This window comes from Sphingobium bisphenolivorans, assembly GCF_000412635.1.
Taxonomy (GTDB): Bacteria; Pseudomonadota; Alphaproteobacteria; order Sphingomonadales; family Sphingomonadaceae; genus Sphingobium; species Sphingobium bisphenolivorans.
Genome location: NZ_ASTG01000005.1, coordinates 261,063 through 274,032 on the forward strand (window position 1 = coordinate 261,063; position 12,970 = coordinate 274,032).

Consider the following 12,970-nt stretch of genomic DNA (forward strand, 5'->3'; position numbering starts at 1 on the left):
TTAGTCAGAACCCTCCTTATCGCACTGAGCGAGAGTATCGCCGATTGCGATGTCGTAAAACCCCTGAGAAGATGGCTGTATCTTAGCATTCAGGTCGCCTAGCTTCCCGTCGATGAATTCATACTCATCGCCCGACAATCTCACCAACCCAGCCGCACCATGAAAATCGCCCGTGCCAGTAACCATATACTTGCCGACTGGTCCCATATGATCGCCACTCGGTATTATATCTGAAATTTCTATGTCAGTATCATACTCGCCGCTTCTCAGTCCTAAACACGAAAACCGCTCAGTGCCCTCGTTTGAGACTGTCGCGCTTCCATTCGCGAGCTTTTCGGGCTCCGAAGGGAGAACGGCTTTTGACGAATTTTCGTTTTGAAGCTGTAGTGTTTGTGATTCTTTTTCCACTTTCGCGCTGTCGCACGCCGATATTGCCATCAGCATCGGCAGCACAATTAAGCCCAACTTCATCTGAAATCCCCCTGTTTGCTACAACCCAGCAAAGCCTGCTTGCTCACTAAATAATTAAAACGCGAGAGGCAATATGACTACGTACCCGATTGGCGCACCACCAATAACTCCATCAACAGAAGATATTGAGCTACTAAACAATCAGGGCGTGGCTCAATCACCGTTCACTGGCCATGCTACGGTCGTGAATAACTTCTCGCAGTGGCAGGTTCAGCTATCCTTCCCAAATCAGCCACATGACAGCATCAAGGCCAAGCAGCACATCGCTTGGGTGCTGTCGTTGAATGGCGCTATGGGCAGCTTTTTGTATCAGCCCCATGGCAGCGGCAAGCCGATCTTCGGCAAATCCCTCAACAGCGCAGGCTTCGCCGAAAGCAACAGCATCGCGGTAAAAGGCTGGACCGGCAGCGAGGCGACCGGGCTTGAGGTCGGCGATTATTTTAGCATCAACAACTCGCTCCATCAGATCACCGTCGTGCCATCCTCCGCAACTAGTGGAGTGGCGATCATCGAGTTTCAGCCCGCGCTGAGGAAGAACTTTGCCGCCAACACAGCCGTAGAATTCGCGGCACCGAAGGTGGAACTGCGTATCGCTACTAGCGAAGGCGTGAACGGCCAGAGCAAGGATGCAGAGGTCATCTACCTGCGCCCGCTCAAGTGCGTCCAGAAGTTGTAAGGAGGTAACATGCGTGATGGTATGACTGCCGAATGGCTGGCAGCGCTTGAAGCGGAGGGTATCCGCACAGCCATAATCGGCTTCCTAGATTTCAAATCTGACCCGGTTCACCTCTGGACCGGCTGGACGGCGATCACGCCGATGGGCAGCGGCGACATATACCTGGACAACAAAACATTTGAACCGATTGCTGAGGGCGTCCCGATCCAGATCGGCGAAAACTCCTTCTCGTATCAGGGATCGGATGAACTTTCTTTCGCACTCGCTGTGCCCCAAACTACGCCTGACGCGCTCATTGGCGCATCCCTCGACAGCAGCGAATATAAGGGCCGCAAGGCGATCCTCTGGCGCGCACTGATGATCACACCACCCGATGCGACCACTCCAGCGATCTGGTCATTTAGGCGCGTTCGTAGCGGGATAATGGATAAGCTGTCCCTGACTTACGACGGCCAGCAGCGCCTCTTTACACTTACAATCGAGAGCCATTCTGCGTCGATCACCAATGCGAGCGCATCGACCTATCTCGACCAGCCGCTCTTTGACCCCGACGATACAAGCCAAGCCTATGCCGTAAGCATCGCGAACGATCCCCGTGTGCCTGGCCGCTTAGCAACAGGATTGAAATGACCTTCGAACGCCTCTCTCATTGGCCAGACGCCCTATCCACCTACATCGACCGCGTAAGTGATTATCGGTTTGATTGGGGCGCAACAAAGCCTGATAGCCACGACTGCGCGACGTTCATCTGTGGAGCAATCAGGGCGCAAACTGGAGTAGACATTACAGCCGACTTCGCAGGCAAATATACCAGTTGGAAGGAAGCCGGAAGGTGGCTGATCGAAAATGGCTATAAGTCATTCTACGATTGCGTGTCTGACCGACTTGGCGAGAGTGTTCATGCTTCTCAGGCCAGGCGCGGGGACATCGTTGGCAGACAAGCGAACGGTCGCTTCTATCTAGGTGTTTGCGTCGGACGTTTCAGCTATTTTCTAGAAGACGTTGGGCTTGCCCCTTGGCCTTCAATTGATTGCGATGCTTGCTGGCGCATCGGCTGACTGGCAAAGATGATCCCGTCCTAATCATCGCTTAATCGGGTGATGTTGAATAATCGTCCCGTAAAACCTGATCCAAGCGTCATGCACTGCCGCTGAACTGGGGTTTCTCGACCGTGCCTTCATATCTAAATTCCGCTTGAGCGCGCATTCTAAGCGCTCGCGATCGGCTGTACTTTCCATGTCGATTACCGTCCCCGATGATGAGCGGCTATAAAGCATGGGAATACGCTTCGATCCCAAAATACGTAGTTTCATTGCTGTTAACATGCCCACTCGTTGACCTACCGCGCTGAGTTGAGATCGGCGATGTCTGGTATCAACATGAGTTAAGCCCCATCCCCCTACTAAGGCACCTACAAATAAATACCTCACAACAAGTGGGGTATTGAAGTGGGCAAAATTGTTAAGTTCGTCGCCGTTATCGCTCTTGCGGTAGTTGCCGTGGTAGCGTTCAGCTATCTCGCTCCAGCACTCTTTAGCGCGTTTGGCGGAACTGTAGCAGCAGGCGCGACAGCGTCATCCGCATTAGCAGCCGCAGGAACGAGCGCAGCAGCAATCGCGGCTAAAGTGGTAGCGGGTGTCATCGTCGGGCTTGGCATGTCGCTCGCATCGCGGCTGATCATGGGCAAACCAAAGATGTTTGGTTCAGGTCTGAGCTATAACATCACCACCGACCCAACTGCTCCGCGCAAGATCGTATTTGGCCGAACAGCAGCAGGCGCAGATGAACGTTTCCACGAGAAGTTGAAGCGGAGTGGTTGGACCTACCTACATGATAGGATCGAAGCCAACGCGAATAGCCCTTTTAAGGGCCAAACCTTAGCTGTAAGCATCTTCAAGAAGGGCACTTACCTACACAGGGTTGTCGCACTTGCCAGCCATCGTATTCACAACGTTCGTCAAGTCTATCTTGAGGACGAACTTTCATACTCAAGCAATATCACAGTCGGTCGATACAAGGATGATAACGGCCTTCTTATTGGCGCGATCAAAGAAGGCAGCACAGACAACGCAGAAGAGTTCGGCAGCGGCAACTACTGGAAGGACACTGCCACGTTCACGGGCTGCGCGCATCTCAAAATGATCTTCAAGCTGGATACGGACATATATCCAGACGGCCTGCCAACTCGCATTACCACAGTCGTTGATGGATGCCCAGTTTATGACCCGCGCCTTGATAGCACTGCTGGAGGGATCGGCAGTCACAGGGCGAGCAATCAGGAAACATGGTCCTTCGTTGATGGCGGTAAGGACATTGGCCGCAACCCCGCGCTGTGCTTGCTTGCCTATCTGATCGGATGGAGGATCAATGGCCGTCTAGCTTGGGGCATGGGCGTTCCCGTCGACCGTATCGACCTCGGCAACTTCATCACTTACGCGAACATGTGCGAAGAGCCAGTCATCACGAGTAGTGGAACGGTTCAGCGTTTCTACTGCGATTGCCTGCTGACCACGGCGGATACGCACGAAGCCAATATCAACGTCATCTCTGCCGCGATGGGGACAGCCAAGCTGGTCGACACGGCTGGCATGTATCAGCTGATCGCTGGCTATGATGACCTCGACGGCCCTACGATCACCTTCACGCCAGACGATCTGATCGGGCAATACAGTTACACGCCTGACAACGCGTCCCTCAAAGACACGTTCAGCTTGGCACGTGGGCGCTTCCCCGATCCAGAAAACCTCTATCAGCTGAACGACTGGGGGCAGATCGAAATTGCCCCACTTGATGACGGCATACCGCGCCCAATGGTGCTGGATTTCGCCGCCGTCACTCGCTTCGAGCAAGCGCAGCGCATTGCGAAGCAGAACCTCGTCAGGAACCGCTACACGGCGACGTTTAGTTCTATCTTCGGCCCCAAGGCCTTTATGGTTCAGGTGGGGTCATTGGTCAGGATGGTCATTCCTGAGCTTGGATGGAACGGCAAACTCTTCCGCGTCATCAGCCAAGCAGAAACTGTCGATCTCACCTTCAACATGACGCTTCAAGAGGAAGACGCGCAGATTTATGCGTGGGACGACGATGAAACGAAGCCCTTGCCGGCCGTCGTCAAAGTTCCTGCTTACAATCCCAACGAGAGCATTCCCGTTGAGGCACTGCTATCAACCACCCGAACGATCACCAACAGCAATGGCGCTCTTGTCAGTCAGATTGATGTGACATGGGTTGCACCCGATGATGGCGTTCAAGCGATCCAAATAGAATATCGCGCGCAAAATGATGAAAATTGGCAAACGGCTACTGACCGCTTCAATCACGAGGCAGAAGCGTTCACCTTCATGGCTATGGCTGGTGGGGTCAATCACATCATCAGAGCGCGATACCTTATGTTCAGCGGCAAATGGGGAAACTGGACGACTACAGAAGTCATCAGCGCAAGAGACACCAACGCATCAACTATCTTGGGCTACTTGACAAACGAGTATGTCGCCTTTCCGTCAGACACCGATGGCAACATCACATAAATATCGGGAGATCAGCAGAACGGACTAACAGATGACTTCCCTTGATAATTTCAGCGGCCAGTTCAAAATTCATGATAACGGCGCAGATGTGACCGTAGGCAATGGCGCGACTTACAATGTCGAGTTTCAGGAAGGCTGTTCCGTCACTATCGACGCTTCGTCAGGAGAGTACCGCGTGACATCTGTTGCGAATGATAACGCGAATGCGACCTTTCGAGCATATTACAACGGCTATGATATCTATAAGACATTCACGATATCTAAGGCTCGTGCTGTTGATGGGACTAGCAAATATATCGAGCTCTCAACTAGCCATCACTTCTATGCCTATGATACCAACAGCCACGTCATTCCGCAGACAACCACCCTATCTGTAACACGACACAATGTCACGGCAGCCGCTCAATGGCGCATCAAACGGATAGATAACTCCGTTTTGGCAGAAGGCGATGCTGCCACCCTACAAGCGACGGGCTTTATCACAGATTTCACTGACGACGATACTGTCTCTATCGCAGCGACGCTGTTCGACCAAATATGTAGATCGAACGGCATTAGTGCGGTCGTGGTTGAAGCAGTTGTGCCAAATGGTGGGCAGCAATGCACCGACCGAGTGACGCTCTATCAGCTTCTTCAACGTGCCCGTATCACCTGGGACAATGTAGCCAATCCCGCAGGCACAAAGCCGCACGACGGCGCTGACGTAACGCTTGATGTTATCGAGAATGCGCGTTTCGCACTTGCCAAGCCGCAGGACCGCATAGCTGTAGAAAGTCGCCCTCGCTTCGATCCGATGTTTTGGACCTGCAACTTTCCGAGCACGATGATGGCTTCGGTAAGAACAACCGCACCGGATGCGATCCAGCTTGATGCAGTTTTCCATGAGAGAGGACACTTGGCGGGGCTTATCTGGGAATCAGAAGACGCGCTGGATCATGCGACCACTGCCTATGATACGAACAGAGACTATCGAGGATGCGTTCTGTCATTCGATTACCAGCTGAGCGGCGATGTCCGTGAGGTCGATGAGATTAACGGCGTCACGCTAACGATCGAAGGTCGGAAGGCTAACGGCTCACCAATGACCGCTTACGTGATGCTCTACCATTGTCGAACAAGCGGTGACGGCATGGCTGGGCACTGCGTTCTCGATTTTGATGATTTGCCTGGCGGATTCGATGGCGATGATAATGTCTATGCGGGCGATATCGACCGCATGTTCCTCTCGTTTGTGCCGGGCAACTTTGAGGAAGGATCAACAGCGCGCCTCACTGCGCCGATAGAGGGCAGCCTGACCCTTACGAACATCGCTGTTAGCGGGAGCAATTCCACACTCACGTGTGGGCTAGGGCCAGGGGGCGTCCATCGCCTGCGAATGGCGAATGGGTACGACGACACCTACAATGTCGTGCCTGCGAGGATCACCCGCAATTGCGAACTGCTCGGCTACCAGGGCGAGTTCAACCATTACGTGGGGATGAGCCATTATTTCAGCTGGGCATGGGATGGTGGTGAGAGCCGCTATGTCGCGCAGGACACCTCGTCGCCGCTGAACACCCCTTGTCGGCTTTGGCATGAAGATCTCGCGCAGCGGCTAAAGTCGGCCAATATGACGCTGATCCTGTCGCTCAGCTATGAAATGCTCAACAGCTTCGTGCCGCTTGCTTGGAGGCAGATGGACAGCGATGGCTTGCCTGCTCTCACTGGATGGGAACCGCCGTCGAGTTTGATGTCGCCCTGCAACGCGGATGCGATGGCTTATCTCCAGAAGGTCGCCCAGCAGTTTGCATCCATCGCCGCTGAAGCCGATTTGGAAGTTCATTTTCAGGTGGGCGAACCTTGGTATTGGGTCGATTTCCGCACCTACAAGCCATATTTCTACGATGCTGCGACTACGGCGCGCTACATGACTGAAACTGGCCATGCAGCGCCGGTAATCGAGAGCATGACGACGAGCATGGACGCCGCACAGCTCGCCTATCTGGATTGGCTGGGCGAACAACTGGCGGCGTCAATTCTCAACCTGCTGGCTTCCGTTCGTGAGGATCATCCGACGATGCGAAGCTATGCCTTGCTCTACCTGCCTCAACTTCTGAATGAGCAGACGCCGGAAACGCACCGCGTCAACATGCCTCCAGCGCTCGCTTATCCTGCGCTCGACGTTCTCCAAGTTGAGGACTATGACTTCGTGATTGAGAACCGGGCCGATCTATCTGCGACAGGGCGCGCACGGATTGAAGATACGCTTGGCTATCCTCGTTCAGCGCAGCACTATTTCGCCGGGTTCGCGCTTTATAGGGATACAGGCCCCATCTGGCGATACAGCACAAATGCGGCAGCAGCAGCATATGAGTGGGGCGTCGATCCTGTCTTCATCTGGGCCTACACGCAGATCATGCGCGATAGCTATGTTCCAAAGATCAGGAGCGCGCCAGCCATAACCATGCGCGATATTAAAGATGCGGCTTTAGCCTTGCCCGCCGTCATGGATGACGTTCTTACGTTCGACGCGGCGAAGCACATTTGGAAACCGGCCAAGCCGTGGCTCAGCGATCTTCCTGATCCAGCGGCCAACACGCTTCTCAACCTGCAAGACGTTCCCGACAGCTACATCGGGCATGGTCTGGAATATCTGAGGATCAAAGCCGATGGTAGCGGCCTTGAATTCGTGCCGATTAATCAGGTGCCGAATGGTGGTTCCAGCGGCCAAATTCTCCAGAAGTTCAGTTCCGCAGAGGGCGCAACCACTTGGTCGAACCTTACCGCAGGTATCGTTGGCTGCTCTCCTGTCGGCAGCATTTCAGCCACGGATGTTCAATTGGCAATCTCGCAACTGGACGCGCAAAAACAAGGGCTGCTCACCACTCCGGCTGTTCAGCTTCCATCGCTCAATAGCCCCTGGATCAACTATGGAGGCGGGTATCTCGGCGCTCAATATTACAAGACGGCAGAGGGAATCGTCGTGATTGAAGGGCTTGTCCAGGCTCCCGGTGGCAGCAGCACCGCCGGCGTTACGCTGTTCACGCTGCTGCCGGGTTTCAGGCCCAGCGGCACGCTCATGTTCGGGCCTTGGTCGGGAGGCGGCTCCTGCCGCATCGACGTCACCGCTGGCGGCGATGTGATCATGCAGTCAGGCAATACAGCATTCACTTCGCTATCGGGCATCAGCTTTATAGCCGCTTGAAATGTTTCCTTTTGAGACGCTGATCATGTTCATTCTGCGTCAGCAACAAGTTGATTTTACAAACCCTTCCATATAGCTGACGATATACATCTTCGGCTAAGGGGACAGAAATTGCCACTGGGAACTCGCCACGATGAGACGGGATGGCTCAACAATCGCGCCGGGCAATGGATTTTGCGCCGCGATGACGGCGGCGAATGGCACCTTGATGTGGGCTTTCTTCTGTCGTGGCGATCGCGCAATCTGCTCGGACGGCGCGTAGTAATTACAGGGAAAAGATCAGGCTTCAATCTGCTCGACGTAGAGAAGATCTGCGTAGCCTGACCAACCTCCGCGCGCGCTGTACGACCGATACGCTTAAATAGTGGGCAAACAAGAGAGGTCGCCCACTATGTATTCTATCACAGATGCCCTTAGAGGGGTTCTACAGCGCATTAGCGCATCCCCCGCTTACTTACGCGTTAGACTGAATGAACGCTCCACGTGGGTGTCTGTGGGTGTCGGGATCACAGGTGCTGCTACACTGTCCGCGCCCTGGTCATTTGCGTTTGTGGCCGTTGCCGTCGTCGGCGCTCTCGTTCCCACTGGAGGGCAGATCGATGCGTGATCACATGGCCGACATTCACGGCTTGTTTTATCAGGGATTCTTCAAAGATGTCGGGGTGGCCGCTTATTCAGCGGTTGTGCTGGTGTCCTCATGGGCGCAGTTGATTGCGCCGATTGCTTCGCTGGTCGCTACCTCATTGAGTATCGCTCTGGTTGTGTATCGCTGGCGCGCGATCAAAGAGGATCGGAAGGCTGGAAAGCTTTCAGAATAACAAAAGCCCCGCAACTTGCGGGGCTTTCTAGTTAGCAGCCTGCTTGCCGTTCAGGGTTTAGAACCTCAGCAACTGCGTCATAGCTATCCTGTACGCAGACACATACCTTGTCCGCGAAGACGATCATTGTTCCGTCATCGTCAGGTTGGAAGTAATCTACGCGATCCATATTGACGCTGACGGGATTACCATCATGTAGGGTGAATTCTGCGATCATCGCTTCCTCACTTGAGCAGCAGCAGCGTTAAGTTTGTCACGATCATTGCCGACCTTCTTGATGAGTTCGCGCGCCTGTTCGGCGGTGATTTTGTGCTTCCTTGCAAAGTAGTTGACCTCATAACCTTCACTAGCTGCGACCCGGCTCCGATCAGTACCACCGCGCTTAGTTTTGTTGTCGGCCATTTTCGCTCTCCTTCATTGGTTCAATGCCGGAACGACAGCATCGTTCCCCCAGGGAGGAGTGTGGAAAAGCTGTGGATAAATCTGTGTTTGCGCTGGTGGCAAGTTCCTGCTCCCAGATTCATTTCGCCGCATCGGGAACTCGACTCGACTCAAATGTGTCGGCTTCCCATGGCTACTGCTGCCCTCTCAAGGGCGCTCAAGCGCACCGGGTTAGGCTTCATCCCCACGATGCAGCCCACGTTGGTTGACGAGCCGCCGGATGGCCATGACTGGCTCCACGAGATTAAGCATGACGGCTACCGCACTGAGATCATCATCGAGGGCCAGGACGTTCGCGCATTCACCCGAAACGGCAATGATTGGACGGCCCATTATCAGCTGATCGTCGCCGCAGCAAAAAGCCTGCCTTGCTCGTCGGCTATCATAGACGGAGAAGTTATCGTTCAGGACGAAGCTGGCCGCTCCGATTTCGACTCCTTGCGCCGTGCCATTGGCAGTCAGCCAGAACGCTTGATTTTCTATGCCTTCGATCTGCTGCATCTGGACGGCAGAGATATTCGTGACCTCGACGTTCTTACACGCCGGTCAATGTTGCATGACCTAATCGGCGAACATGATCCCGGCTTTCCGATCCAGTTCAGCGAGCACGTCATTGGCAATGGCACTGCCATGTTTGAGGCAGTCGAGAATATGGAACTGGAAGGGATCGTCTCTAAGCAGATTGGTACCCGCTATCGCAGCGGACGCGTGACCTCATGGGTCAAAACAAAGACGTTCGTGGAGAGCGAGTTCGTAATCGTCGGCACCGAGCAAGGCGTCGGCCCTACAACCGCGCTGTTGGCCCGCGAAGCTGCTGATGGGCTGGAATATGTCGGCGGCGCGATGCTGACCTTGACAAACAAGGACAAGGATCGCTTCTGGTCAATGGCCGATCAGCTTGGGCGCAACACCCCTCCATTGAAGGTGGAGAAGCGGAAAGCGGCACATTGGCTTGAACCCTTGATGCGCGCTCGCATCCGCTATCTCCGTGGTTCGGATAAGCTCAGACATGCCACAGTAAGGGAATTGCTGGTATGATCCTCGACCTCGATCCCGACCTTGACCGCGAAGCCCTGAACGCGCTGCGCTGCGAATATCCCCAGCTGCTGGATGAGCGCGATCATTTCTATGCCTGTGACGCTTGCGGTCAGGCAGTGGATATGCGGCGTCTAGGCGATGTGCTTCACCATGAGGAACCCGGCCACGATCCACTGCCTTTGAGTAGCTAGGGCGTTTGTAGCCCGTTCAGAGAACGTGAGCGCGCAACACAAGTCACACGCAAACATTGAATGATCAGAGCGAAATTGCGTCGGCCTTGGTGTAGCTGAGTTCCCAGCTTGCCTTGCCAAGACCGCCGCCACCGAACGCGCCGTTGGTATATTTTTTGAAGCGCATAGCAACGCCATCAGTGCGGCTCCACACAGCCACCTTGCCTTCGCGGCTAAGGATACTGGTTTGGGCGTCGTCCCAATTCGCGGGCTGACCATATTTCGCGGAAAGCGCAGTCAAAACATCGTTCGAGCAGCGCCCACCCATTGACGGATTGCCAGCGATCATGACTTCCTTGACCAATCCAGCGTCATCGAAACGGATGTTCGCTTCGGCTTGGCACTTGCCTGTCACCGTGATGTCGCTCACCTCAATGTTATGGCTCTGGTAGCTGACGCCCTTCCCTTTTGGATAAAGCGCCTCAACCTGAGCGCGGGTCATGCCAAATTCGATGTTGTTCCAGACCGGCGCAGCATTAGCCGAAGTGGTTGCCCCCAGCATGAGCGCAGCAATAACAAACCTCTTCATAGTTCCCTTCCCCCCAAAAAAAACGAGCGTTCGAGGTATCGCGGCCATTTGTTGATGTCACGTAAATCCTTTCGTTAGCTGATCAAAATCTAAGACAGCCACCCGCCTGACTTGAACGCGTTTGCCTTCGACCACTTGCTTGAACGTGGACGCCTGGGCTTGCTTGGTTCTCTCACGACTGTTGGAACTTTGGTGATCTTGCCACCCTTTGCGATAAACGCTTCTAACTCCTGCTGCGTCATTCGCCTCTCCTTGTGTTCTGTTCTCGGGGTAGTTATCTGATGCCTACACGCCGCCGAATGTCAGCTTAAACAACATAGCAAGTGCTTTGTCTTCGGCAGGGAAGCTCCAGGTGCATTCAATGTGGCTGGATATGGCGAAGCAACACACTTCCAAGACAATTCCGCTCTGCTGCCAACCGCAAGCGAAGTAGTCGTCCCAATATGTGCCTTGCCTCGCAAACCATTCTCCATAGTTACGAGCGAGATGAGTTCGCACGACCGAGGCAGCGGACAGGTCGAAATAGATGTCTGCCTCATTCAGGCGATCAACCATGCCTTCCACGGTTTCTTCATAATCAGCCAGTTCAATTTTAGTGGCAACTTCGATACTCTTTTCAGGCTGTTCAACGATCAGTTCTAAAGGCGCACAAGCTGCTCTCTTCGCGGCTTCTTGGGCCTGACGAAGCTCGCGTCGAGCGGTTTTCCGCTCTTCTGACCATCCGGCGATCGGCTTTCCTTTCTTGGCTTCGCTGATCGCTTGGCAATGCTCTTCAGTCTTCTCCACCCCGGTCAGTGACCTCCTGATGTTAGCGCAATGGGAGGGACGCAGCTTGTCACCTGCTGCTGGTAGATTGATCTTTGCGCTCTTCATGCGCGAGCAAATCAGGGCAGTGTTGACATCGTAGACACCTGAGGAACAAGCCGCATAGCTCTTCCATGTCGCCACGTATGCGTATGGGTTATGTTCATCCTGAAGGTAGCGGATGCTGTTTGCGTCAATGGCTTTCTGTAAGCTGTTTAGCTGGCGCTTTTCAAAGAGTGCAAGAAACTCATCGAATGTGAGATTTACAGTGACACCTGCGGCTGTCTTGCTCTTGACTGTAGTCTCATACCAAGACCTGAGATATGCGGCTAATTGATGCGAGATGTTTTCCATCTTCTGTTCTCCTAAAACGAAAAAGTCCGCTGCGCGGACTGTCATACACGCAGCGGACCAAGACTTTTTCGCTTAGGATGAAACGTCAGACCTGCTGCCGAAGAACGGCAGTTTGACAGTCTGCGTTTCTTCTATGTCTATTTATACAGCTAGGGCAAATGGGGCATCAATATATCATTGCGCCTGAATGATATATCTGCTCAGCGAGCTTACCAATAGACTAGGTATATATAGAGTTCACGGCTTTGCGGCAACGAACTAAGTTGCGTACCAATAGACTAGATATATTACTCTTAAGAGTAATACACCCAGCCCATTTGGCTCCCAGCTAAGATCATTACCACAAATCCGACGCCTAGGCGTTCCCTCCGCCTTTGGCGTCTCCGCGACCAGTCGCGTAGCCACCAAAGCCGCCGCTCACTGCCTGTCGTGATCTCCCTGAGTGATTTGTTCTGGGTGCTTCGCCAGGACTATCGTCTGCGACGCCGCCATTTGTCCTGCGGACAGCCAGCGCTGCGCTTGTGCCTTCGCTTCGCTCAGGAAGAGTTGGAGGGGTTATGGCTACGCCGAGGGAAAACGGGACGGGCAACGGGCGCGAGTTTAAGCCCCTACAAAGCCCTCCGCAACTAGTGGAGCACTGCGACGCCCCGAAGCAGCTATCGTGCAGGCTCAGGCGCCGTAGGGCAGCTTATGCGGCGTCGATAACTTTTCGTTCTGGGCTTTGAGATCGTCAGCAGCCTTTCTCATTATCGCCTCGAACTCCAGTCTGTCTTGCTCAGGCATTGCCATGTATTCTGCCTGACTGCGCTTGCTTGCAGCCTCGCGTTCCTTCTCCAGCTTCCGCTCTATCTCAATGGGGCTAAGTGGCCTTTTGTGCGCGGCGACTGACAGGATGCGA

General features: G+C 54.0%; 14 protein-coding genes. 9 read left to right on the forward strand and 5 right to left on the reverse strand.

Annotated elements, in window-relative coordinates; genetic code table 11:
* Window positions 1-471 carry a hypothetical protein gene (locus L858_RS0105480; RefSeq protein WP_022682142.1) on the reverse strand — a complete coding sequence of 157 codons (471 nt, stop codon included), beginning with the start codon at window positions 469-471 and terminating at the stop codon, window positions 1-3.
* Window positions 472-544: 73 nt separating this feature from the next.
* Here L858_RS0105480 and L858_RS0105485 point away from each other — a divergent pair, with 73 nt between their 5' ends.
* The 7 genes from L858_RS0105485 to L858_RS0105505 all read left to right on the forward strand — a co-directional run bounded on the left by L858_RS0105485 (window position 545) and on the right by L858_RS0105505 (window position 8,676).
* The gene (locus L858_RS0105485) at window positions 545-1,147 is read left to right on the forward strand and encodes a hypothetical protein (RefSeq protein WP_152639773.1); all 603 of its coding nucleotides are present in this window, start codon (window positions 545-547) and stop codon (window positions 1,145-1,147) included.
* Between the two features lie 9 nt (window positions 1,148-1,156).
* Window positions 1,157-1,777 carry a hypothetical protein gene (locus L858_RS0105490; RefSeq protein ID WP_152639774.1) on the forward strand — a complete coding sequence of 207 codons (621 nt, stop codon included), beginning with the start codon at window positions 1,157-1,159 and terminating at the stop codon, window positions 1,775-1,777.
* The gene (locus L858_RS21610; RefSeq protein ID WP_152639775.1) at window positions 1,774-2,205 is read left to right on the forward strand and encodes a DUF6950 family protein; all 432 of its coding nucleotides are present in this window, start codon (window positions 1,774-1,776) and stop codon (window positions 2,203-2,205) included. Before L858_RS0105490 ends, L858_RS21610 begins: the two co-directional genes overlap by 4 nt.
* Window positions 2,206-2,595: 390 nt before the next feature.
* Window positions 2,596-4,674, forward strand: coding sequence for a phage tail protein (locus L858_RS0105495; RefSeq protein ID WP_152639776.1), 2,079 nt, complete (start codon window positions 2,596-2,598; stop codon window positions 4,672-4,674).
* Between the two features lie 31 nt (window positions 4,675-4,705).
* Window positions 4,706-7,858 (forward strand): non-contractile tail sheath protein, encoded by a 3,153-nt coding sequence (locus tag L858_RS20940; RefSeq protein ID WP_152639777.1) that lies wholly within the window; start codon window positions 4,706-4,708, stop codon window positions 7,856-7,858.
* Between the two features lie 111 nt (window positions 7,859-7,969).
* Window positions 7,970-8,182 carry a DUF5818 domain-containing protein gene (locus tag L858_RS22200; RefSeq protein ID WP_081643300.1) on the forward strand — a complete coding sequence of 71 codons (213 nt, stop codon included), beginning with the start codon at window positions 7,970-7,972 and terminating at the stop codon, window positions 8,180-8,182.
* A gap of 275 nt (window positions 8,183-8,457) precedes the next feature.
* On the forward strand, window positions 8,458-8,676 hold the full coding sequence (locus tag L858_RS0105505; protein ID WP_022682147.1) for a hypothetical protein: 219 nt from the start codon (window positions 8,458-8,460) through the stop codon (window positions 8,674-8,676).
* A 213-nt stretch (window positions 8,677-8,889) separates the two neighbouring features.
* Here the strand turns inward: L858_RS0105505 and L858_RS0105510 are convergent, their stop codons facing one another.
* Window positions 8,890-9,078, reverse strand: a complete 189-nt coding sequence (locus tag L858_RS0105510) for a DUF3606 domain-containing protein (RefSeq protein WP_022682148.1) — start codon at window positions 9,076-9,078, stop codon at window positions 8,890-8,892.
* 168 nt (window positions 9,079-9,246) lie between these two features.
* On the opposite strand from L858_RS0105510, the gene ligD reads away from it, so the two are divergent.
* On the forward strand, window positions 9,247-10,155 hold the full coding sequence (gene ligD, locus L858_RS0105515) for a non-homologous end-joining DNA ligase (protein ID WP_193742848.1): 909 nt from the start codon (window positions 9,247-9,249) through the stop codon (window positions 10,153-10,155).
* A complete protein-coding gene (locus L858_RS19730) occupies window positions 10,152-10,346 on the forward strand; it encodes a hypothetical protein (protein ID WP_022682150.1) in 195 nt (64 codons plus the stop codon). Before ligD ends, L858_RS19730 begins: the two co-directional genes overlap by 4 nt.
* Before the next feature lie 64 nt (window positions 10,347-10,410).
* On the opposite strand, the gene L858_RS0105525 is transcribed toward L858_RS19730, so the two are convergent.
* From L858_RS0105525 to L858_RS22205, 3 genes are all read right to left on the reverse strand, one after another.
* Window positions 10,411-10,914, reverse strand: a complete 504-nt coding sequence (locus L858_RS0105525; RefSeq protein WP_022682151.1) for a hypothetical protein — start codon at window positions 10,912-10,914, stop codon at window positions 10,411-10,413.
* A 285-nt stretch (window positions 10,915-11,199) separates the two neighbouring features.
* Window positions 11,200-12,072, reverse strand: coding sequence for a hypothetical protein (locus L858_RS0105530; protein ID WP_152639779.1), 873 nt, complete (start codon window positions 12,070-12,072; stop codon window positions 11,200-11,202).
* A gap of 669 nt (window positions 12,073-12,741) precedes the next feature.
* The coding region (locus tag L858_RS22205; protein ID WP_028055847.1) for a hypothetical protein at window positions 12,742-12,970 on the reverse strand (229 nt) is incomplete at its 5' end.

Excerpts from the sequence above, each read along its gene's own strand:
- L858_RS0105480 (WP_022682142.1), bottom strand. The coding sequence starts at position 471 with ATGAAGTTGGGCTTAATTGTGCTGCCGATGCTGATGGCAATATCGGCG.
- L858_RS0105485 (WP_152639773.1), top strand. The coding sequence starts at position 545 with ATGACTACGTACCCGATTGGCGCACCACCAATAACTCCATCAACAGAA.
- L858_RS0105490 (WP_152639774.1), top strand. The coding sequence starts at position 1,157 with ATGCGTGATGGTATGACTGCCGAATGGCTGGCAGCGCTTGAAGCGGAG.
- L858_RS21610 (WP_152639775.1), top strand. The coding sequence starts at position 1,774 with ATGACCTTCGAACGCCTCTCTCATTGGCCAGACGCCCTATCCACCTAC.
- L858_RS20940 (WP_152639777.1), top strand. The coding sequence starts at position 4,706 with ATGACTTCCCTTGATAATTTCAGCGGCCAGTTCAAAATTCATGATAAC.
- L858_RS0105505 (WP_022682147.1), top strand. The coding sequence starts at position 8,458 with ATGCGTGATCACATGGCCGACATTCACGGCTTGTTTTATCAGGGATTC.
- L858_RS0105510 (WP_022682148.1), bottom strand. The coding sequence starts at position 9,078 with ATGGCCGACAACAAAACTAAGCGCGGTGGTACTGATCGGAGCCGGGTC.
- ligD (WP_193742848.1), top strand. The coding sequence starts at position 9,247 with ATGGCTACTGCTGCCCTCTCAAGGGCGCTCAAGCGCACCGGGTTAGGC.
- L858_RS19730 (WP_022682150.1), top strand. The coding sequence starts at position 10,152 with ATGATCCTCGACCTCGATCCCGACCTTGACCGCGAAGCCCTGAACGCG.
- L858_RS0105525 (WP_022682151.1), bottom strand. The coding sequence starts at position 10,914 with ATGAAGAGGTTTGTTATTGCTGCGCTCATGCTGGGGGCAACCACTTCG.
- L858_RS0105530 (WP_152639779.1), bottom strand. The coding sequence starts at position 12,072 with ATGGAAAACATCTCGCATCAATTAGCCGCATATCTCAGGTCTTGGTAT.